Here is a 20,656-nt window from a genome sequence, read left to right as displayed (position 1 = left end):
TTCTGCGCGCGCCGGAAGGTCTGGCTGGCCCATCCCACGAGGCGCGACGGAATGCTTCGACCTGGGTGAGGCGCTGCGGCGGATCGCGGTGGGGGAGTTGCCGGAAGGCTGACTGGTACTCCCGGGGACGGGGCGGCGCGCCGGCTTTAGCCGCCGGCCTGGGCGCGTTCCAGCCGGCGGGTGTCGCGGCCCTGGTACCAGACCAGGGGGCGGGTTTCCCGCTCCGCCTCGGGCAGGGCCATGAGGTCCCGGAACTCGCCAAGCACCTTCGCGGTGATCGGTGCCATGTCATGGGCCGGGGTGGAATCCACGCGGTGGTATTCCAGGTGCTCCAGCTCGCCGGAGCCGGCCAGTTCGCCGCTGACGGTTTCGGCCGGGGCCATCAGGAACCGGGCGTTGAATCGGACCGGGCTCATCGCCGGGGTGACGGCGCGGCAGAGGTATCGCATCGGGGCGAGGTCGGCGTGGAGGCGGCCATTCTCCATACGGCCGAGGAGAAGGCCCGTTTCCTCCATCAGCTCCCGCGCGGCGGCAACCGCGATGGCGCGGGCCAGCCGGGACGGGGCACGGTGTTCCAGGGCGCGGCGGGTAGGGGGGTGCAGGTCCGAGAGGACGGGGGTCGTGCGGTCCTCCAGGTCCACGCGGCCGCCGGGGAAGACGAGGCGGCTGGGCATGAAGCGGTGCTTCACGCTGCGCACGCCCATCAGCACCTCAAGGTGCCCGCCGGATTCGCGCCAGAGCAGGAGCGTGGCGGCATCCCTGGGGTGGACGGGCTTGGTGGGAGGGGCCTCACCGGCGGCGGTGAAGTCGGTGGGGCGCATGGATTCCGTCACGGGGCCTGCCTGTACGCTTCTTCCCGCTCTTCTAGGCCGCGGGTCGGCGGGGCGGAAGGCATGGCGCCGCCGCATGCCAGCCGCGAATCACTCGCAAGTCGTTGTTTTTGCCGGGCACGCCGGCGCGGGCTCCTTGACAGTGTGCGGGCGAGGACGCATTTCCACCCCATACCGGACCGCTGGGGTCTGGTATCCATTCTCCGGTCCGACATCACCGTGCTTCGCCTGTCCAAACTCGCGGATTACGCGGTCGTCCTCCTCGCCCGGCTGGGGCAGGAGGGCGGGCTGCACACCGCCCCCTCCCTTTCCGCCGCGACCGGCATAGCCGAGCCGACGGTGGCGAAAGTGCTGCGCATCCTCTCCCAGGCCGGGCTCGTCGAGGCCCAGCGCGGGGCACGGGGCGGGCACCGGGCGGCGCGCGCGATCACCGCCATCAACCTCGCCGAGGTTGTGGTGGCGATGGACGGCCCGATCGCCCTGACGGCCTGCGTGGAGGGTGGCACCGGTGGCTGCGAGGCGGAGGGGCACTGCCCCATCCACGGCCGCTGGAACCCCGTGAACGAGGCGGTGCGCGCCGCGCTCTCCGCCGTGACCATCGCCGACCTGGCCCGGCCCACCTGCGCGGATGCCCATCGCCGCGCCCCTGTTTCCCCCACCGCCCATCTGGCGGCCGAGTAAGGGATCTGACATGCCTGCCGTCGAAGAGACCCTCGATACCGTCCGGGACGCCACGCAGGGCGCCTACAAGTGGGGGTTCGAGACCGACATCGAGATGGAGTTCGCCCCCAAGGGGCTGAACGAGGACATCGTCCGCTTCATCTCCGCGAAGAAGAACGAGCCGTCCTGGCTGCTGGATTGGCGGCTGCGCGCTTTTGAGGCCTGGAAGGGCATGGAGGAGCCGCGCTGGCCGGCCGTGACCTATCCGCCGATCGACTACCAGGACGCCTATTACTACGCGGCGCCGAAGGAGAAGGTCGGGCCGAAGTCGCTGGACGAGGTCGATCCGGAGTTGCTGAAGACCTATGCCAAGCTCGGCATCCCGCTGAAGGAGCAGGCCATCCTGGCCGGCGTGGAGGGCGCGGGCGAGAGTCCGTCCGACGGCCGCCTGCCGATCGCGATCGACGCGGTCTTCGACAGCGTATCCGTTGCCACCACCTACAAGGGCCGGCTGGAGAAGGAGGGGATCATCTTCTGCTCCATCTCCGAGGCGGTGCAAAACCACCCGGATCTGGTGCGGAAGTACCTGGGCACCGTGGTGCCGCACACCGACAACTTCTTCGCGGCGCTGAACAGCGCGGTCTTTACGGATGGCAGCTTTGTCTACATCCCCAAGGGCGTGCGCTGCCCGATGGAGCTCTCCACCTACTTCCGCATCAACGCGAAGAGCACGGGGCAGTTCGAGCGCACCCTGATCATCGCGGATGAGGGCTCGACCGTCTCCTACCTGGAGGGCTGCACGGCCCCGCAGCGAGACGAGAACCAGCTTCACGCGGCGGTGGTGGAGCTTGTCGCGATGGACGATGCCTCCATCAAGTACAGCACGGTCCAGAACTGGTACCCGGGCGACGAGAACGGGAAGGGCGGCATCTACAACTTCGTCACCAAGCGCGCGGCCTGCCGTGGCCGCCGTAGCAAGGTGAGCTGGACGCAGGTGGAGACGGGTTCCGCCATCACCTGGAAGTACCCGTCCTGCATCCTGCAGGGCGAGGAGTCGGTGGGCGAGTTCTACTCGGTGGCGATCACCAACAACCACCAGCAGGCCGATACCGGCACGAAGATGATCCACCTGGGCAAGAACACCCGCAGCACGATCGTCTCCAAGGGCATCTCGGCGGGCAAGGGGCAGAACACCTATCGCGGCTTGGTGCGGATCAGCCCGAAGGCAGCGAACGCGCGCAACTTCACCCAGTGCGACAGCCTGCTGATCGGCGATCTGTGTGGGGCGCATACCGTGCCCTACATCGAGAACCGCTGCATGACGGCCAAGACCGAGCACGAGGCGACGACGAGCCGGATCGCGGAGGACCAGCTGTTCTATTGCCGGCAGCGCGGGCTGTCGCAGGAGGACGCCGTGGGCCTGATCGTGAACGGCTTCTGCCGCGAGGTGCTGAAGGAGCTTCCGATGGAGTTCGCGGTCGAGGCGCAGAAGCTGCTGCAGATCAGCCTGGAAGGGAGCGTCGGGTAAGCCCGGCGCGGAGAGTTAGAGACATGCTGCGTATCGAGAACCTGACCGCCGAGGTCGATGGCAAAGCGATCCTCAAGGGCGTGAACCTTGAGGTGCCGGATGGCGAGATCCACGCCATCATGGGGCCGAACGGCGCCGGGAAGTCCACCCTGTCCTACGCGCTCTCGGGCCGCGAGGGATACGAGATCACCGGCGGCTCCGTGACGCTGAACGGGCAGGACCTGCTGGACATGGAGCCGGAGGAGCGCGCCGCCGCCGGCCTGTTCCTGGCCTTCCAGTACCCGGTGGAACTGCCCGGCGTGGGCAATGCTAACTTCCTGCGCACCGCCTTGAACGCCATCCGCCGCACGCGCGGGGAGCCGGAGGTGGACGCGATGCAGTTCCTGAAGCTGGCGCGCGCCCGCATGAAGGAGCTCTCCATGCCGGAGGACATGCTGAAGCGCGGCGTGAATGTCGGCTTCTCCGGCGGCGAGAAGAAGCGGAACGAGATTCTGCAGATGGCGCTGCTGCAGCCGAAGATCGCGATCCTCGACGAGACGGATAGCGGGCTGGACATCGACGCGCTGAAGATCGTCTCCGACGGCGTGAACGCCATGCGCGGGCCGAACTTCTCCGCCCTCGTCATCACCCACTACCAGCGCCTGCTGAACCACATCGTGCCGGACCGGGTGCATGTGCTGGCCGATGGCCGCATCCTGACCTCTGGCGGGCCGGAGCTGGCGCATCGCCTGGAGGCCGAGGGTTACGCCGGCGTTCTCGGCGAGGCCGCCTGAGGGGGATGCGATGAACAGCGTTTCCCCCACCAGCAATGCGGCGGCCTTCCTGCACCGCTATGCCGGACTGGCCGGGCGCCTGCCGGGCGCCGACATCCCCGCCCTGCGCGCGCTGCGCGACGCGGCCGCCGAGACGCTGACCGCGGCCGGGCTGCCCAGCCGCCGGCTGGAGGCTTGGCGCTACACTGATCTCGCCCCGATGCTTCGCGGGGAGTTCCGCGAGGCGCTGACCCCGGTGGACGAGGCGGTGGCGCTTCCGCCCGCGCGCGCCGACCGGCGGGCCGTGTTCGTGGACGGGCGGTTCCGCGCCGACCTCTCCTCGCTGGACGGGCTGGTGGCGGGATCGCTGGCGGAGGTGATCGAGACTGTGGCGCCGCGGCTGAACACCGTGGCCTCCGCTTCCCAGCCGATGGTGACGCTGAACACGCTGCTCTTCGAGGATGGCCTAGTCCTGGAAGTTCCGGCGGGCACGGATGCCGGGCGGGTGGAGCTGCTGTCCCTCGTTTCCGGCGAGACGGCCGCGACGGTGCATCCGCGCCACCTCATCCGCCTCGCGCGCGGTGCGCGGCTGGTGCTGCTGGAGACGGCGCTCTCACCGGCCGGGTCCGCGCATCTGCACAACCCGGTCTTCGAGATCGAGGTGGCCGAGGATGCCGTGCTGACCCATGTCCGCGTGCAGCGCGAGGCGGAGAGCGCCTATCACCTCGCCCATCTCGGGGTGCGCGTGGCAGAGGGCGGCACCTATGACGGCTTCGTGCTGAACGCGGGCGGGAAGATCAGCCGCAGCGAGACGCATCTGGCGCTGCTCGGGCCGCGGGCGGCCGCGCATCTGAACGGCGCGCAGCTGGTGGCGAACGGCCAGCTGGCCGACACGACGACGGCGCTGGACCATGCGGCGCCGAACTGCGCCAGCCGGCAGACGGTGAAGACGGTGCTGTCCGGGCGCTCCCGCGGCGTGTTCCAGGGTAAGATCCTGGTGCGGCGCGAGGCGCAGAAGACCGACGGCTACCAGATGAACCAGGCCCTCCTGCTTTCGGAGGAGGCGGAGATCGACAGCAAGCCGCAGCTGGAGATCTACGCTGACGACGTGAAGTGCAGCCATGGCGCGACCGCCGGCGCGCTGGACGAGGACAGCCTGTTCTACCTCCGCTCCCGCGGGATCCCCGCAGGGCCGGCTCGCGCCATGCTGGTGCGCGCCTTCCTGCAGGAGGCGGTGGAGGTCGTGGCGGACGAGGCCGCGCGCGAGGCGCTGGACGAGGCCGTCGCGGGTTGGTGGGCGCAGCACGGGGAGGCCGCGTGATGGATGGCAGCTTGAGACCCGCGCTGGACGTGCAGCGGATCCGGCAGGATTTCCCGATCCTGTCGTCCAAGGTGCATGGCAAGCCGCTGGTGTTCTTGGACTCCGGTGCCTCCGCCCAGAAGCCGCGCGCAGTGATCGATGCCATGCGCGAGATGTTCGAGACGAGCTACGCCAACGTGCATCGCGGCGCCTACCAGCTGAGCGAGGCCTCCACGGCCGCCTATGAGGCGGCGCGCGCAGCGGTGGCGCGGTTCTTGAACGCGGGCGATGCGCGGGAGGTGGTGTTCACTTCCAACTCCACGGCCGCCATTAACCTCGTGGCCCATTCCTTCGGCCGCGGGGTGCTGAAGCCCGGGCAGGCGGTGGTGGTTTCCGAGATGGAGCACCACGCCAACTTCGTGCCCTGGCAGATGCTGGCGCAGGACCACGGGATCGAGCTGCGGATCGCCAACGTCACGGATGCCGGCGAGCTGGACATGGCGGACCTGGAGGCCAAGCTGGCCGACGGGAAGGTCGGGCTGGTTGCCATTACCCACATGTCCAACGTGCTGGGCACGGTGACGCCCGCGGCGCGCATCGCGGCACTGGCCCATGCGCATGGCGCGAAGGTGCTGTTCGACGGATCCCAGGCCGCGGTGCACCGGCGCGTGGACGTCCGGGCGCTGGACGCGGATTTCTACGTCTTCACCGGCCACAAGCTTTACGGCCCGACGGGCATTGGCGTCCTCTGGGGCCGGATGGAGCTGCTGGACGCCATGCCGCCCTTCATGGGCGGCGGCGACATGATCTCCGAGGTGACGCGGGAGGGATTCCGCGCTGCGCCCGTGCCGGCGAAGTTCGAGGCGGGCACGCCGCCGATCGTGGAGGCCGTCGGTCTGCACGCGGCGATCGACTACGTCACCGCGATCGGGATGGAGGCCATCGAGGCGCATGAGCGCGCGCTGGTGGACCACGCCATGGCGAAGCTTTCTACTATCGAGGGGCTGACGGTGATCGGGCGCGCGCAGGACCGGGGCGGGGTCTTCTCCTTCGCCCTCGGCAACGCTCACGCGCACGACCTGTCCACCCTTCTGGACCGCGTGGGCATTGCGGTGCGCGCCGGCCGGCACTGCGCGGAGCCGCTGCATGTCCGTATCGGGCACGACAGCACCTGCCGTGCTTCCTTCGGGATGTACACGACGCATGAGGAGATCGACTTCCTGGCGGAGGCGCTCACCTCGGCAAGGAGGTTCTTCTCCTGATGTTCGATGACCTGCGCGACCTATACCAGGAGTTGATCCTGGACCACGGGCGGAAGCCCCGGAACTTTCGGCGGCTAGAAACCCCCGACCTATCCGCGCGCGGGGACAACCCGATGTGCGGCGATCGGATCGAGCTGTTCCTGGGCATGGATGGCGACCGCATCGCGGACGCGGCCTTCCAGGGGCGGGGCTGCGCCATCTCCACCGCCAGCGCCTCGCTGATGACGGAGACGGTGCGTGGCAAGACGGCGGCCGAGGCACGCGATCTCGCGGCGCATTTCCGCGAGATGGCGATGACCGGCACCTGCCCGGATTGCGGCGCCGCGATGGAGGATGAGATGGACCGCCTCCAGGCCCTGTCAGGCGTGCATGAGTTCCCGAGCCGGGTGAAGTGCGCGACGCTGGCCTGGCACACCCTCAACACCGCCCTCGATGGCGGGAAGGAGGCTTCCAGTGAGTGAACCCATGGCAGCCTCGGGCATGACCGACGGCGGGACGACCCACGAGGCCTGGTCGCCCGAAGGCCCGATCCCCGCGACGCGGGTGAGCGAGGTCGCGGTGCTGGACGCGCTGAAGACCGTGTTCGACCCCGAGATCCCCGTGGATATCTACGAGCTCGGCCTCATCTATGCCGTGGAGATCGGCGATGATGGGGCGGTGAAGGTGGACATGACCCTCACCACGCCCTCTTGCCCCTCCGCACAGGAACTGCCGGGGATGGTGGAGGAGGCGGTGAAGACCGTGCCCAACGTCACCTCCGCAAAGGTGGAGGTGGTGTGGGATCCGCCCTGGGACCCGTCCCGCATGAGCGAGGACGCAAAGCTGGCACTCAACGTTTACTGAGGGAGGGAGCCATGGGAACGACGACCACCGAGGCCCCGAAGGCGCGCCGGGCCCTGCCGCCGCTGATGACGCTGACCGATACGGCGGCGGAGCGGCTGCGCGCGATGTACGAGAAGGGTGACGGCAAGAAGCTGCTGCGCGTTGCCGTCTCCACCAAGGGCTGCTCCGGCATGTCCTACCAGATGGAATTCGTCGATGCCGCCGGGCCGGGCGACGAGACCGTGACCGACAAGGGCGTGACCGTGCTGGTTGACCGCAAGGCCACCCTGTTCCTGATCGGGACGGTGATGGACTACGAGAAGAAGGCGATGTCGGCCGGCTTCACCTTCACCAACCCGAACGAGAAGGGCCGCTGCGGCTGCGGCGAGAGCTTCCACGTGTGACGTGACCTTGATGTCGGTCCCAATGCGGACGGGCGAGGGTCCGTCGCTTGGTGACTTGCACGCGGGGGAGGACAAGCCGCTCGCACGAGCGGAGCCAGGTGCCGGCTCTGTCGATGTAGTCCATTCTGAACTTCCTCCAGGCAGGGGCGGAACCTCTGCCACGGCCGGTGCAGCCGTCCCGCCCCGTGCCGGCACACGCCGCCGGAATCAGATCCGGTCTTTGGCCAGCAATTCGCGGGTGCGCTTCAGCGTGGAGAGCAGGGCTGCCCTGTAGCCCTTGTCGCTGTCGAACTGCGCCTGCTCGGCCCTCTCCTCGGGGCCGTCCGGCTCGCCGCCGCGCAGCCCGAGGTAGCAGTAAAAGCGGAGCTGCAGGGCGCCGGCCTCGTCCTCGAAGAGTTCGTTGACGATGACGCCCTCGCGCGGGCCGGTGGCCTGGAAGAAGGTAACCTTGCTCTCCGGCTCGAAGGCGATGATCTCGCGCAGGTCGGCGCCCGCGATCGTGGCCTCGCGCACGATGTGCGTCGCGCTCTCCTCCACCACGTCGCAGCGGGTGCAAAGGCCGGGCGGGAGGAAGAGGCGGGCGTCGCGGGCCTTGAGGACGAGGCCGGCCCAGGTCTGCGCGCGGCTCAGCGGGGTCTCGCCTTCCGGGTTCACCGGGACGGTGGCGGTCGAATAGATCATGGCGGCTGTTCCTGTTGCGGGATCGGGTGGCGTCATGCCGCGGCTTCGGTGGCGAAGTCGCGGTAGGAGCGGAGGGGGCGGCCGAGCAGCGCGGTGAGGCGGGCGACGTCGCCGGGCTCGGGGATCATCCCGTCGGTGAGGAAGCGCTCGCTCATCAGGCGCATGTCGTAGGCCATCCAGGGCGGCATGGACCCCTGGAGGTTCCGCTCGAAGCCGGCGGTGTCGTCGCCTGCATAGGCCACCGGGCGATGCAGCACCTCCGACCAGATGGCGGCGACCTCGGAGCCGGTCAGCGTGTCGGGCCCGACGAGATTGATGCGGTCGGAGGGAAGGGGACCCGCGGCACGGTCCCGGCGAAGCAGCTCGAGCGCGGCGACCTCGGCGATGTCGCGCGTGTCCACCATGGCGAGGCCCTTGCCGCCGATGGGCATGGGGTAGACGCCGTGGTTCAGCACCACGTCGCGGACCATCATGTCGTTCTGCATGAAGTAGGCGGGGCGGAGGACGGTGGCGGAGAAGCCCATCCGCTCGATCATTCGCTCCACGCCGAACTTGGCGGCGAAGTGGGGCACGTTCACGTAGAGGTCGCTGTGGATCACCGAGAGGTAGACGATCCGCTCGACGCCCGCCTCCTGGGCGAGGTTGAGGGCGACGAGGGCCTGGGTGAATTCGTCGGGCACCACAGCGTTCAGCAGGAAGAGGGTGGAGGTGCCCTGGAGGGCCTGCCGCAGGGAGCCGATGTCGAGCAGGTCGCCCCGCGCGATCTCGACGCCCGCGAGGAGGTTCGCTTTCGCGGGATCGTGGACGAGGGCGCGGATCTCGGCGCCACGGGCCGCGAGCTGGGTGACGACGTGGCGGCCGATGCTGCCGGTGGCGCCGGTGACGAGGATGGTCATGAGGATCACTCCGGGTTGGTGTCGGTGGACGGTCCGAAGATGATCGGTCCACATCGGCCCCGGGAGACGATAGATTGGGACAGACCGTCCCGCCGGTGGAACACATGGACCTTCTCGCCCTTGCCGACTTCAATCTCGTCGCCCGGCATGGAGGGTTCGGCCGGGCCGCGCGCGCCAGCGGGCGCCCGAAGGCGACCCTGTCCCGGCGTGTGACGGAACTGGAGGGAAGCCTCGGCCTGCGGCTGTTCGAGCGCGGCGCGCGCGCGCTGAGGCTCACCCAGGAGGGGCGGGCGTTGCACGAGCGGGCGGGGGCGCTGCTCACGGAACTGGAGGAGACGGCGGCGGCGATCGCGTCGGGTGTGGACAGGCCTCGGGGCCGGCTGCGGATCAGCGCACCGCTGCTCTTTTCCCAGACTGCGATGGGCAGGCTGGCGGCGGAGTTCGCGCTGAAATTTCCGGAGGTCCGCCTCGAGGTCACGACGGAGGACCGGGCCGTCGACATGGTGGAGGAGGGGTACGACCTCGTCATCCGCGTGAACCCGGATCCGGACGAGAGCCTGGTCGGGCGAGTCTTCCTGCGCGACCGGCTGGTCGTCGTGGCCAACCCGGCCCTCATCCGGCCGGCTGACGGCTCGGCCGTTCCGGCGGTCGTGCGCGGGTCGGGCGACCGGACTGCGGCCTGGAACGTGACGGTGCCGGGCGGACGATCGAGCATCGCCATCGAGGCGGTCCTCGGCCTGTCATCGCTCGTCATGGTCCGCGATGCCGTCCGCGCGGGCGTCGGCGCCGGGCGCCTTCCGGTCTCGCTCGTGAGCCACGACCTGGCGGCCGGAAGGCTGGTCCGATGGGGCGATGCGGACGCGCCGGAAATCGCGCTCTGGACGCTCTACCCATCGCGGCGGCTGCTGAGCGCGCGTGTCTCCGCCTTCCTCGAACACCTGAAGGACGCTTTCCCGAAAGGGGTTCCCGACGAACTGGCTGCCTATATCGGGGGTTGAGGCACCCGAGGGTTTCCAGGTCCTTTACGGCCTAGGCCGGTGCGGACCATGTTCGACCGGAACTTGTCCGGACCGTCTTTTCGGTGCTGGTTACCATTGGAGATAGCCGCAACAATCCCACCCCCGAGGCGGATCGTTTGAACACGCGGCCTGTCCTCCCGGTCGGGCATCTCCGAGCCTTGGGGTGCGCCCGAACGCCCTCACCGGATTGCCCGGGAGGGAGGGTGCTGCCGGGGCCGGGTGCCGCCGCATAGGGGCCACCCTGCCCGAAGCCCAAGGCGGCATGGATCAGCCGCGGGTTGCGCGGGAGGAGCGCCTCTGCCGCCAGTCCGAGCCGGGCGAGCGCCTGGGGACGCACGTTCGAGACGAATACGTCGGCGCCCACCGTCACGGCGCCTTGCCGTTCCTGCGGGCGAGGAACGGAGCCATGTACTCGCTCGGTTCGGCAGTCGTGAAGGCATCGCCGAAGACCTCCACGCTGCGGTCCAGCCCGGCTTCCACCGTGGAGGACTGCCAGTAGCGGAGCAGTTGCTTTTGCGCGCGCACCGCCCGAGGGCCGCTCGCCACGATGGGCGCCACCGTGCGCTCCACGAGGGCGTCCAGCTCCCCCGTCTTGCAGGCGAACTGCAGGAAGCCCCAGCGCATCGCCTGCTCGGCATCGACCGTCTCGCCGGTCAGCAGGAGCCAGTTCGTCGCGCCCGGCCCGATGAGCGCCGGGAGCAGCACGGCATGGATGACTGAGGGGATGCCGACACGGACCTCCGGCATGCCGAAGATGCCGTCGCGCGAGCCGAGCCGGATGTCGCAGGCCGCCGCCAGCTCCAGCCCGCCGCCGAGGCAGAATCCGGGGATGCGCGCGACGGTCGGGACCGGGATGTCGGCGACCGCCTCGCACAGGCGGCGCAGGCGCGTGATGAAGGCGCGGCCCCCCGCGACATCCAGTTCCGCCATCTCGAAGATGTCGGCGCCGCCGACGAAGGCGTCGTCCCCCGCGCCGCGGATGATGACGGCCCGCGCATCCGCTTGCCCGCCAATCCAGCGGGCCGCCTCGGTCAGCCCCGTGATGACCGGCGTGGACAGGATGTTGAGGCGCTTCGCCCCGTGGATCTGGAGTGTGTAGACGCCTCGCCCGTCGCGCGTGATCACGCTGTGTGCGAAGTTCGGGACCGTGGCGTCCATTCTTGGCCTCTCCGACAGGGCAGGGCGCCGAGGCTATGAGCCGACCAGGCCCCGAACAAACCAATACTCCGCATCCATCCAGCCCAGAATGGGATGGATCAGATGCCGGTACAGGACTCAGCCCGTGCTCTCCGCAACCCTTCCCCAGGGGAGGCCGGGCCTCCCCCGCCCTGTCGCTACACCACGCTGGACCAGTCGGCAGGCAGCATCCGGTAGCCATTCCCCTCCTTCACCACCGTCCCGCGCGCCGGGAAGGGCCAGTGGTAGGAAACGCAGGGCGTCCGGTCGGCCGCGACGCGGTCGAAGACCTTGCGCCGGGTCGCCTCCGCCATCGCCGGATCCATGTCGAAGACCAGGTGCCAGCCGGGATTGGTGAGGTTCAGTTCCGGGCGGTTCGTCAGGTCGCCGAGGATCAACAGCGAGGCGTTGTTATCCGAGAGCTGGAACGACATGTGGCCGGGGGTATGGCCCGCTGTCTCCAGCCCGCGGATGCCGGGCAGGACCTCGGCGCCGTCCTCGATCCGCTCAATGCGGGCGTCGTAGGGCGCGAAGCGGCGGCGGACATTGGCGAAGGCCGGGCGCATCGCCTCCGGCGCGCGGCTGGCCTGGGTCTCGTCCATCCAGTAGGCCCACTCCTTCTCCGGAACCACCACGCGGGCGCGGGGGAAGGCGGCGTTGCCGGCGCCGTCCAGCAGGCCGCCGACATGATCGCCGTGGAAATGCGTGAAGGCGATGATGTCGATGGAGGCGGGGTCGATCCCTGCCGCCGACAGATTGGCCTGGAGCTGGCCGATGCGGCTGTCCGCGGCCGTCTGGGGGCCGTTGCCCGTATCGAACATCACCGTGCCGCGCGGGGTGCGGACCACCGGGATGGTGAAGGGAATGGTGATCTGCGCGGGGTCCAACCCCTGCGCGCGGAGGGAGGCGGCGACATCCTCCGGGGAGGCGTTGCGGACGAAGCCCTGGGTCGGGTTGGGCCGCGCCCCCTGGCCATCATGAACCATGGTCACGAGGAACCCGCCGACGCGGAAGCGGTAGAAGCCCGGCGCTTGCTGTGGTGGCGGCGGGGCAACCGGCGCAGCCCCCTGGGTCTGCGCCCGCGCCTCCGCGATCAGGGCGGGGGCGGCGAGGCCGGCGGCGAGAAGCGCGCGTCGATCCATGGGTCCGTATCCTTCGGGCGGAACCGAAGAGTTCTGGATGCCTGTGGCTTTATCAAGGCCCGCGCGCGAGGGTGACGACGGCCTCCACCTGGGTGGACCAGAGGAACTGGTCCACCGCCACCGCGCTCTCGACGCGCCAGCCCGGCGCGCGGGCGAAGGGCGCCAGGTCCCGCGACAGGGCGGCGGGGTTGCAGGACACGTAGATCACGCGCGGCACCGTGCTGCGGGCGAGGATGGCGGCCTGCTCCGCTGCACCGGCGAAAGGCGGGTCCAGCACCAGTGCGGCGGCGCCCTTGAGCTCTGCGGGAAGAAGCGGCTGCCGGACGAGGTCGCGGCGCTCCGCCCTCACCCTGGCGCCGGCGCGGCCTGCGGCGGTGTGGAGGGCGGCCGCGGCTTCCGGTGCGCCTTCGAAGGCATCCACCCGTCCCCGCGCGGCGAGGGGGAAGGTCAGGGTGCCGAGGCCGGCATGCAGTTCGATGATCCGGGGCTTGCCGGGCATGCGCTTCGGCAGGCCGGCCAGCACGGCGGCGACGATGGCGGCCTCGCCGTGCGGCGTGGCCTGGAGGAAGGCGCCCGGGGCCGGGGTGACCGCCACGCCGGAAAGATTGGCCTGCACCGTGCCGGACTGGGCGGCGATCTCCGGCACGTCGCGCGTGCCCTCCTTCGACCAGGCAATGCGGGCGATGCCGTTCGCCTCGGCGAAGGCCGCGAGCTTCGTGCGGTCTGCCGGCGTCAGCACGCCGTCGGTGCGGAGCCAGAGGTCGGGGCCGCTGTCCAGCAGGTTCACCATGGCCGAGCCGGCGCGGCGCAGGGCGGGCAGGCCGGCCAGCATCGCCCGCAGCGGGGCCACCAGGGCCAGCAGCCGTGGGTCGATGACGAAGCAGGTCGCCATGTCGAAGGGCTCCGCGCTGCCGCGAGCGTGGAAGCCGACAGTGATGCCGCTGCCCTCCTGCTGGGAACGGCGGCGGAGCGCGAAGTCGGCGCGGCGGCGGGTGTTCGGCGGGCTGGGGACGGCCGGGTCCACGGTGATCCCGGGAAAGCCGGCGCGGGACAGGGCTTCCGATACGCGCGCGGCCTTCCAGGCGGCGACCGCGGGCGGCGCCCAGTGCTGCACGGCGCAGCCGCCGCAAATGCCGAAATGCGGGCAGGGGGGCGCGACGCGATCGGGGGAGGGGGCCTCCACCGTGATCAGCGCGGCGGTGCGGCCCTCGCCGCGCATGGGGCCTGGCGCGGCCTCCACCGTCTCGCCGGGCAGGGCGAAGGGGATGAAGAGTGGGCGGCCCGCTTCGTCGCGGGCGATCCCGTCGGCGGCGGCGCCGATGGCCTCGACTGTCACGCGCATGATGGCTTCCAGAAAACAGGAAGGGGCGGCCCCGAGGGACCGCCCCTTCTCAACGCAATGGACGGCGCGGATCAGCCGAAGGCGTTCAGCCCGGTCTGCGCGCGGCCGAGGATGAGGGCGTGCACGTCGTGCGTGCCCTCATAGGTGTTCACCGTCTCCAGGTTCATGACGTGGCGGATCACGTGGTACTCGTCCACGATCCCGTTACCGCCATGCATGTCGCGGGAGACCCGGGCGATGTCGAGCGCCTTGCCGCAGTTGTTCCGCTTCATCATGGAGATCATCTCCGGCGCGGCCTTGTGCTCGTCGAAGAGCCGGCCGAGGCGCAGCACGCCCTGCAGGCCGAGGGTGATCTCGGTCTGCATGTCCGCCAGCTTCTTCTGGATCAGCTGGGTCTGGGCCAGGGGCTTGCCGAACATCTTGCGGCCCATGGTGTAGTCGCGGGCGCGGTGCCAGCAATCCTCGGCGGCGCCCATCACGCCCCAGGCGATGCCGTAGCGGGCCCGGTTGAGGCAGGAGAAGGGACCGGCGAGCGACTTCACGCCCGGCAGCTTGTTCTCCTCGGGGACGAAGACCTCGTCCATCATGATCATACCGGTGACGGAGGGGCGGAGGGACATCTTGCCCTCGATCTTCGGGGCGGTGAGGCCCTTCATGCCCTTCTCCAGGATGAAGCCGCGCAGCAGGCCCTCGTCGTCCTTCGCCCAGACGACGAAGACGTCGGCGATCGGGGAGTTGGAGATCCAGGTCTTCGAGCCGGAGACGAGGTAGCCGCCATCGACCGACTTGGCCCGCGTCCGCATGGAATTGGGATCGGAGCCGGCATCGGGCTCGGTCAGGCCGAAGCAGCCGACGAACTCGCCGGTGCGGAGCTTCGGTAGGAACTTGTCCTTCTGCGCCTCGGAGCCGAAAGCCCAGATCGGGTACATGACAAGGGAGGACTGCACGGAAAAGGCGGAGCGGTAGCCGCTGTCCACGCGCTCGACCTCACGCGAGATCAGGCCGTAGGAGACGTAGCCGACGCCCGCGCAGCCATGGCTGTCCAGCGTGGCGCCGAGGAAGCCCATCTCCCCGAACTCGTTCATGATCTCGCGGTCGAAGTGCTCGTTCCGATTGGCCATGAGCACGCGGGGCATCAGCTTGGACTGGCAGAACTCATGCGCCGCGTCGCGGATCATGCGCTCATCCTCGGTGAGCTGCTCCTCCAGCAGGAGGGGGTCGTTCCACACGAAGCTGCCCATCTTCTGGGGGACGCGGGCCTGCGGGGCCTCAGGCAGCACCTGGGTGACGACGTTCATCTCTGCGTTCCTCTGATGGGCAATGCCAACGCGGGCGCATCCTGCCCCAGGGGGCAGGAGAGTGCCAGCGATGGGGAGGGGGAGGGGCCGGGGCCCCTCCCGCGGATCAGGCCGCCTCGGCCTCGTCGTCCCGCACCCGGCGAGGGCGGGGCAGGGGGATCAGCATGAAGGCGGGCACGGCATCGCCGAAGCCGACCACGGAGGGCCCGAGGTCGTCCTGGCGGTAGCGGCGGTCGTCGCGGCGGCCCCGCTCCTCGCGCGGGCGGTCCTCGCGGAACCGCTCCTCGCGGCGCGCACGGTCATCCCCGCGGGGCCGATCCTCGCCCTTCCACTCGCGGGCGGCGTCGCGGTTCACCTCGTCCAGCACGCGCTCGGCGCCGCGGTTCTCGCGGCCAGGCCGGGCCTCGCGCTCCTCGCGCCGCGGCTCGTCCTTCCGCTTCTCCTCCCGGCGGGGCTCGTCGCGGCGGCCGCTGCCCTCGCGCCGGGCGCCCTCGCGGGCCTCGCCGCCACGGTCGCGGCGCGCTTCGCCGCGACCGCGCTCGCCCCGGCCAGCCTCACGGCCTCCACGGCTCTCGCCGCCACGGCCGCGGCCCCGGCCACGGCCGGTCGCCTTCAGCGCGGCCTGGATGTCCTCGGGGTTCACGGGATCGAGGCCCTCGATTGCCATCGGCGGGATGGGGCGGCCCGTCAGGGTCTCCACCGCCGCCACGGCCTTCGCCTCGTCCGCGGTGGCAAGGGTATAGGCATGGCCCTCGCGCCCGGCCCGGCCGGTGCGGCCGATGCGGTGGACATAGTCCTCCGCGTGGTAGGGCACGTCGAAGTTGAAGACGTGGGAGAGCCCGCCGATGTCGATCCCCCGCGCCGCCACGTCGGAGCAGACGAGCAGCTGCAGCTCGTTGTTCTTGAACTTTTCGAGCGTCGCGAAGCGGACGGACTGGGCGAGGTCGCCGTGCAGGGCCCCCACGCTGAAGCCGTGCTTCTTCAGGCTCTTGTAGAGGATGTCGACATCGACCTTGCGGTTGCAGAAGATCAGCGCGTTCTGCACCGCCTCCCGCTTGATCAGGCGGCGCAGGGCCTCGCGCTTGTCGCGCTCACCGACCCAGAACAGGCCGGCGGTGATGGTGGTCGCGACCGAGGCGGGGGCCGAGACGCTGATCTCACGCGGGTTCTGCAGGAACGCGTCGGCGAGGCGCTTGATCTCCGGCGCCATCGTCGCGGAGAAGAACAAGGTCTGCCGCATCTTCGGCAGCATGGAGACGATCCGCTCGACATCGGGGATGAACCCCATGTCCAGCATCCGGTCCGCCTCATCGATCACCAGCACCTTGCAGTCCGCCAGCAGGATGCGGCCGCGGTCGAACAGGTCCAGCAGGCGGCCGGGCGTGGCGATCAGCACGTCCACCCCCTTCTCGAGGACGGCCTTCTGCTCATCCATGCTCTCGCCGCCGATCAGCAGCGCATGGGTCAGGTTCAGGTACTTGCCGTACTTCACGAAGTTCTCGGCGACCTGGAGGGCCAGTTCGCGCGTCGGCTCCAGGATCAGGCTGCGCGGCATGCGGGCCTTGGCGCGGGAACCGGCCAGGATGTCCAGCATGGGCAGGGTAAAGCCGGCGGTCTTGCCCGTGCCGGTCTGGGCGCAGCCGAGAACGTCACGCCCCATCAGCACCACGGGAATCGCGGCTTCCTGGATGGGGGTGGGGTGGACGTAGCCCGTCTCCGCCACGGCCTGCAGGATCGGCTCGGAAAGGCCGAGATCGGCGAAGGTGGCGCGGGGGGCAGCGGCAGCCTCCTCCTCGTCATCCTCGTCTTCGTCCTCGTCGTCCTCGGACGAGGATTCATCGGCGACGGGATCAGACCCGCTCACGTCCTCGTCCTCGGACTCGTCGTCGGGGTCGGAGTAGTCGGCACCCGTCTCGCCGGGATCCTCGTCACGATCCGCGCCCGTGCCGCCGGCATCGGGCGCGTCGGAGGCGAGGGCGGCCACCGGCTCGGCGCTCTCGAAGGCGGCGGGGCGCTCGGCGAAGTCGGGGGAGCTGCCCTCACCCACGGGGTCGCCGTCCGCCGCGCCCTGGATGCTGCCGGCCGCGCCGGGGGTGATGCCGCCCTGCGGCAGGCCCTCGCGCGCAGCCTCCCGGTGCTCCTCGGGGCGATCCCCGAGGCGCTCTTCAGAAGCGCTGGTGTCGGCGGGGCGGGGCTGGTCGTGTTCGCTCAAGCGTATTTCCCTGTGCCGCTACCCGGCCTGCTGTGGCGGAGGGCGGCGAAAACTCGGCTGCGTGGTCAAAATGGGGTCGGGCGCCGTGCGGCATGGCCGGTCGCGCCCGGCCGGTGGTCCGGCGTGGCGCGGCGGCTTCCCGATTGGGATTCCATACGCGCAGCACGCAGCCGCATGCGCGCGATATGCGCCCGCGGGGCCGCCGATGCAAGGTTCCCGGCCATTTCCCGGGGTTTCCGGGGTCCGCCGGGCGGGTTGCCGGGGGTTGCGTGGCGTGATTGACACGCCGGATGAGCCGCACGCCCCTGCTTCTTCTCCCCGGCCTGCTCTGCGACGCACGACTCTGGCGGGATCAGGTCGCCGGGCTTGGGGCGGCGGCCACGCCGGTGGTCGCCGATCTGACCCTGGACGAGAGCGTGAGTGCCATGGCCGAACGGGCCCTGGCGGCCATGGACGCGGCCGGTGCGACGCGCTTCGCCTTGGCCGGGCTTTCCATGGGTGGCTACGTGGCTTTCGAGGTGATGCGGCGGGCTCCGGAACGGGTGGAACGGCTGGCGCTGCTCGATACCTCCGCCCGGCCGGACACGCCGGAACAGTCCCGGCAGCGCCGGGGCTTGATGTCGCTGACCCGCACGGGCCAGTTCCGGGGCGTGACGCCGCGGCTGATCCCGCGCCTGCTCCACGCGGAGAACCAGGCGGGCCCGCTGGCGGAGGAGGTGATCGCCATGGCCGGGCGGGTGGGGAAGGAGGCCTTCCTGCGCCAGCAAGCCGCCATCCTCGGGCGGCCGGACTCGCGGCCCGACCTGGCGGGCATCGCCGTGCCCGCGCTGGTCGCGGTGGGGGAGGCGGACGTCCTGACGCCGCCGGATCTGGCGCGGGAGATGGCCGAGGGGATCCCGGGCGCCCGGCTCCAGGTGCTGCCGGGCTGCGCGCACCTGCCGCCGATGGAACGCCCGGGCGAAGTGACGGCTTTGCTGCGCGACTGGCTGGGCTGAAGCGGCCGGGAAACTTGGGATCGGGCAAGAGGGTTTCTGCTGGCAGAAGGACGCCCGCATGCCCAGCACCGCCGAGACCCGCGAGACCACCGGGGACAACGACCCCAAGGAAAGCTCCATCATCGAGCCGCGCGAGGCGGCCCGCGCCGCGGGCCTGCGCTACGTCAGCGACACGCGGCCCGGCATCACCCGGCAAGCCAAGGGAGACGGCTTCTTCTACCGTGATCCCTCCGGCGAGCCGGTGAGGGACGAGGCGGTGCTGGAGCGGATCCGCTCGCTCGCCATTCCGCCGGCCTATACGGATGTCTGGATCTGCCCTTACGCGAACGGCCACATCCAGGCCACGGGGCGGGACGCCAAGGGGCGCAAGCAGTACCGCTACCACCCGCGCTGGCGGGAGACGCGGGACGCGACGAAGTACGAGCACATGGAGGAGTTTGCCGCCGCCCTGCCCGCGCTGCGTGCCCGGGTGGAGGCCGACCTGCAGCGCAAGGAGCTGTGCCGGGAGAAGGTGCTGGCCACCGTGGTGCGGCTGCTGGAGACGACGCTCATCCGGGTCGGCAACGACGATTACGCGAAGGAGAATGGATCCTTCGGCCTCACCACGCTGCGGAACCGGCACGTGAAGGTTGAAGGCGGGACCATGCGCTTCGCCTTCAAGGGCAAGAGCGGCAAGACCTGGAAGCTCGGCCTGCAAGACCGGCGCATCGCGCGGGTGGTGAAGGCCTGCCAGGACCTGCCGGGTCAGGAACTGTTCGCCTGGCCCGCCGAGGACGGGACGATGCACGACGTCACCTCCGGCGACGTGAACGACTACCTGCGCGAGGTGACGGGCCGGGACATCACGGCGAAGGATTTCCGCACTTGGTCCGGCACGGTGATGGCCGCCCTGGCCCTGCGGGAATTTGAAGCCTTCGACAGCCAGACCGCGGCAAAGAAGAACGTGCGCGCGGCGATCGAGCACGTGGCCTCCCGGCTGGGCAACACGCCGACCGTGTGTCGCAAGTGCTACGTCCACCCGGACGTGATCGAGGGCTACATGGCCGGACAGCTCGTGCTGGAGATGGCGGAGCGGGCCGAGCAGGAACTGCGCGAGGAGCTGGAGCAGCTCCGGCCGGAGGAGGCGGCGGTGCTGGCGCTCCTGGCCCGTCTGAAGGCGGGGAAGGGTTCCGCCGTGCCGGAGAAGGCGAAGCGCGCCGCCGGCAAAGCGGTCCGGCGCGGCAAGGCGAAGCTGGCGGAGGCCGTGGCCGCCGCCGCCTGACCCGCCGGGCCCAGGGTCCCAGGCCATGCTTCGTCGGACAGCCTAAAGGCCCGCGGCCACCCCTATTCCACCTTCGTGCCGGCGGCTCGGATGACGCCGGCCCACTTGGCCGTCTCGGAACGGATGAAGGACGCGAAGTCCTCCGCCGTTCCGGGCTGGGCCACCGTTCCGATGGATTCCAGCCTGGCCCGGATCTCCGGTTCCCGCAGCACGGCGGTGAAGGCGGCGTTCAGAGCCTCGACCGCTGCCGCCGGGGTGCGCGCCGGGGCGACGAGGCCGAACCAGCCGACGGATTCGTAGCCGGGCAGCCCCGCTTCCGCGATCGTCGGGGCTTCGCGCAGGGAGGAGACGCGCGCGGGCGTGGTGACGCCGAGAACGACGAGCTGGCCGCCCGCGGTGAGCCCGCTGACGGAGGCGAGGTCCACCACGGCCAGGTCCGTATCCCCGGAGACGGCCGCCGTCATCGCCGGCGCGCTACCGCGGAAGGGAATGGTCTCGATCCGCAGCCCGGCCATCTGGTTGAACAGCTCCGCCGAGAGGTGCATCGCCGTGCCGTTGCCGCCATGCGCCACGGTCAGGACGCCCGGCCGCGACTTCGCCAGGGCGACCAGCTCCGGCAGGGTCTTCACGCCGATGCGGGGATTGGCGACGAGGACGAAGGGGATGCCCGCCAGCATCGTCACGGGCGCCAGGTCCCGCAGCGTGTCGTAGGGCATGTTGGGGTAGAGGCTGGGGTTCACGGAAAGCGCACCGGCCGCCCCGATGCCAAGGGTGTATCCGTCCGGCGCGGCTTTCGCGACGATGTCCATCCCGATATTGCCGCCGGCGCCCGGCCTGTTGTCGATGACCAGCGGCTGGCCGAGCCGGGCCTCGATCCGCGGCGCCAGGATGCGGCCGATCACGTCGCTGCTGCCGCCCGGCGGGAAGGTGACGATCAGCCGGATGGGTCGCGCGGGATAGGCCTGCGCGGCGGCGGGCCGGACCCCTGCGGCCAGGGGACCCGTTGCCAGGGCCGCGGCGGCCAGGGCGCGCAGGGCCGCGCGCCGCCCCGGGGGGCGATCTCTCCACATGGTCCG

Annotated in this window: 21 protein-coding genes; 11 read left to right on the top strand and 10 right to left on the bottom strand. The window is 70.3% G+C overall.

Going from position 1 to position 20,656, the window contains the following annotated elements:
* Window positions 1–146 precede the first annotated feature (146 nt).
* Window positions 147–833, bottom strand: a complete 687-nt coding sequence (locus tag J5Y10_RS06395) for an NUDIX hydrolase (protein WP_342452854.1) — start codon at window positions 831–833, stop codon at window positions 147–149.
* A gap of 216 nt (window positions 834–1,049) precedes the next feature.
* On the opposite strand from J5Y10_RS06395, the gene J5Y10_RS06390 reads away from it, so the two are divergent.
* The 8 genes from J5Y10_RS06390 to J5Y10_RS06355 are packed head-to-tail and all read left to right on the top strand — an operon-like array spanning window position 1,050 to window position 7,558.
* Complete coding sequence (locus tag J5Y10_RS06390; RefSeq protein WP_209371942.1) at window positions 1,050–1,511, top strand: SUF system Fe-S cluster assembly regulator; 462 nt, start codon at window positions 1,050–1,052, stop codon at window positions 1,509–1,511.
* 10 nt (window positions 1,512–1,521) lie between these two features.
* Window positions 1,522–3,018, top strand: coding sequence for a Fe-S cluster assembly protein SufB (gene sufB / locus J5Y10_RS06385; protein ID WP_209371941.1), 1,497 nt, complete (start codon window positions 1,522–1,524; stop codon window positions 3,016–3,018).
* Window positions 3,019–3,041: 23 nt separating this feature from the next.
* Window positions 3,042–3,791 (top strand): Fe-S cluster assembly ATPase SufC, encoded by a 750-nt coding sequence (gene sufC / locus J5Y10_RS06380; RefSeq protein ID WP_209371940.1) that lies wholly within the window; start codon window positions 3,042–3,044, stop codon window positions 3,789–3,791.
* A gap of 10 nt (window positions 3,792–3,801) precedes the next feature.
* Window positions 3,802–5,091, top strand: a complete 1,290-nt coding sequence (gene sufD, locus J5Y10_RS06375; protein ID WP_209371939.1) for a Fe-S cluster assembly protein SufD — start codon at window positions 3,802–3,804, stop codon at window positions 5,089–5,091.
* Window positions 5,091–6,332 (top strand): aminotransferase class V-fold PLP-dependent enzyme, encoded by a 1,242-nt coding sequence (locus J5Y10_RS06370; protein WP_209371938.1) that lies wholly within the window; start codon window positions 5,091–5,093, stop codon window positions 6,330–6,332. Before sufD ends, J5Y10_RS06370 begins: the two co-directional genes overlap by 1 nt.
* Window positions 6,332–6,793 (top strand): Fe-S cluster assembly sulfur transfer protein SufU, encoded by a 462-nt coding sequence (gene sufU / locus J5Y10_RS06365; protein ID WP_209371937.1) that lies wholly within the window; start codon window positions 6,332–6,334, stop codon window positions 6,791–6,793. The genes J5Y10_RS06370 and sufU overlap by 1 nt, the downstream gene beginning before the upstream one ends.
* A 19-nt stretch (window positions 6,794–6,812) precedes the next feature.
* Window positions 6,813–7,175: an SUF system Fe-S cluster assembly protein gene (locus tag J5Y10_RS06360; RefSeq protein WP_209372251.1), complete on the top strand. Its 363-nt coding sequence runs from the start codon at window positions 6,813–6,815 to the stop codon at window positions 7,173–7,175.
* Window positions 7,176–7,186: 11 nt separating this feature from the next.
* On the top strand, window positions 7,187–7,558 hold the full coding sequence (locus tag J5Y10_RS06355; protein WP_209371936.1) for a HesB/IscA family protein: 372 nt from the start codon (window positions 7,187–7,189) through the stop codon (window positions 7,556–7,558).
* Between the two features lie 207 nt (window positions 7,559–7,765).
* On the opposite strand, the gene J5Y10_RS06350 is transcribed toward J5Y10_RS06355, so the two are convergent.
* Both J5Y10_RS06350 and J5Y10_RS06345 read right to left on the bottom strand, forming a co-directional pair.
* Complete coding sequence (locus J5Y10_RS06350; protein ID WP_209371934.1) at window positions 7,766–8,239, bottom strand: SRPBCC family protein; 474 nt, start codon at window positions 8,237–8,239, stop codon at window positions 7,766–7,768.
* Window positions 8,240–8,271: 32 nt separating this feature from the next.
* A complete protein-coding gene (locus J5Y10_RS06345) occupies window positions 8,272–9,135 on the bottom strand; it encodes an NmrA/HSCARG family protein (RefSeq protein WP_209371932.1) in 864 nt (287 codons plus the stop codon).
* A gap of 74 nt (window positions 9,136–9,209) precedes the next feature.
* Between J5Y10_RS06345 and J5Y10_RS06340 the strand changes: the two genes are divergently transcribed.
* Window positions 9,210–10,133, top strand: coding sequence for a LysR family transcriptional regulator (locus J5Y10_RS06340; RefSeq protein ID WP_245214364.1), 924 nt, complete (start codon window positions 9,210–9,212; stop codon window positions 10,131–10,133).
* Window positions 10,134–10,164: 31 nt separating this feature from the next.
* On the opposite strand, the gene J5Y10_RS27735 is transcribed toward J5Y10_RS06340, so the two are convergent.
* The 6 genes from J5Y10_RS27735 to J5Y10_RS06315 all read right to left on the bottom strand — a co-directional run bounded on the left by J5Y10_RS27735 (window position 10,165) and on the right by J5Y10_RS06315 (window position 17,324).
* The gene (locus J5Y10_RS27735) at window positions 10,165–10,518 is read right to left on the bottom strand and encodes a CoA transferase (protein WP_342452864.1); all 354 of its coding nucleotides are present in this window, start codon (window positions 10,516–10,518) and stop codon (window positions 10,165–10,167) included.
* 2 nt (window positions 10,519–10,520) lie between these two features.
* Window positions 10,521–11,312 carry an enoyl-CoA hydratase gene (locus J5Y10_RS27730; protein WP_245214363.1) on the bottom strand — a complete coding sequence of 264 codons (792 nt, stop codon included), beginning with the start codon at window positions 11,310–11,312 and terminating at the stop codon, window positions 10,521–10,523.
* A 176-nt stretch (window positions 11,313–11,488) separates the two neighbouring features.
* The gene (locus J5Y10_RS06330; RefSeq protein ID WP_209371930.1) at window positions 11,489–12,472 is read right to left on the bottom strand and encodes an MBL fold metallo-hydrolase; all 984 of its coding nucleotides are present in this window, start codon (window positions 12,470–12,472) and stop codon (window positions 11,489–11,491) included.
* Window positions 12,473–12,524: 52 nt separating this feature from the next.
* A complete protein-coding gene (locus tag J5Y10_RS06325) occupies window positions 12,525–13,814 on the bottom strand; it encodes a class I SAM-dependent RNA methyltransferase (RefSeq protein ID WP_209371928.1) in 1,290 nt (429 codons plus the stop codon).
* A gap of 71 nt (window positions 13,815–13,885) precedes the next feature.
* Window positions 13,886–15,112 (bottom strand): acyl-CoA dehydrogenase, encoded by a 1,227-nt coding sequence (locus tag J5Y10_RS06320; protein WP_408901574.1) that lies wholly within the window; start codon window positions 15,110–15,112, stop codon window positions 13,886–13,888.
* 106 nt (window positions 15,113–15,218) lie between these two features.
* The gene (locus J5Y10_RS06315; protein ID WP_245214362.1) at window positions 15,219–17,324 is read right to left on the bottom strand and encodes a DEAD/DEAH box helicase; all 2,106 of its coding nucleotides are present in this window, start codon (window positions 17,322–17,324) and stop codon (window positions 15,219–15,221) included.
* Window positions 17,325–17,614: 290 nt separating this feature from the next.
* Between J5Y10_RS06315 and J5Y10_RS06310 the strand changes: the two genes are divergently transcribed.
* Window positions 17,615–18,319, top strand: a complete 705-nt coding sequence (locus J5Y10_RS06310; protein WP_209371926.1) for an alpha/beta fold hydrolase — start codon at window positions 17,615–17,617, stop codon at window positions 18,317–18,319.
* A gap of 58 nt (window positions 18,320–18,377) precedes the next feature.
* The gene (locus J5Y10_RS06305; protein ID WP_209371924.1) at window positions 18,378–19,580 is read left to right on the top strand and encodes a DNA topoisomerase IB; all 1,203 of its coding nucleotides are present in this window, start codon (window positions 18,378–18,380) and stop codon (window positions 19,578–19,580) included.
* 62 nt (window positions 19,581–19,642) lie between these two features.
* Here J5Y10_RS06305 and J5Y10_RS06300 read toward each other — a convergent pair whose 3' ends face one another.
* Window positions 19,643–20,650: a Bug family tripartite tricarboxylate transporter substrate binding protein gene (locus tag J5Y10_RS06300; RefSeq protein WP_209371922.1), complete on the bottom strand. Its 1,008-nt coding sequence runs from the start codon at window positions 20,648–20,650 to the stop codon at window positions 19,643–19,645.
* Window positions 20,651–20,656 lie beyond the last annotated feature (6 nt).

The organism is Roseomonas indoligenes, from assembly GCF_017813365.1.
GTDB lineage: Bacteria > Pseudomonadota > Alphaproteobacteria > Acetobacterales > Acetobacteraceae > Roseomonas > Roseomonas indoligenes.
The sequence above is the reverse complement of the archived record's forward strand: the minus strand, read 5'-3'. Positions and strand labels throughout refer to the sequence as shown.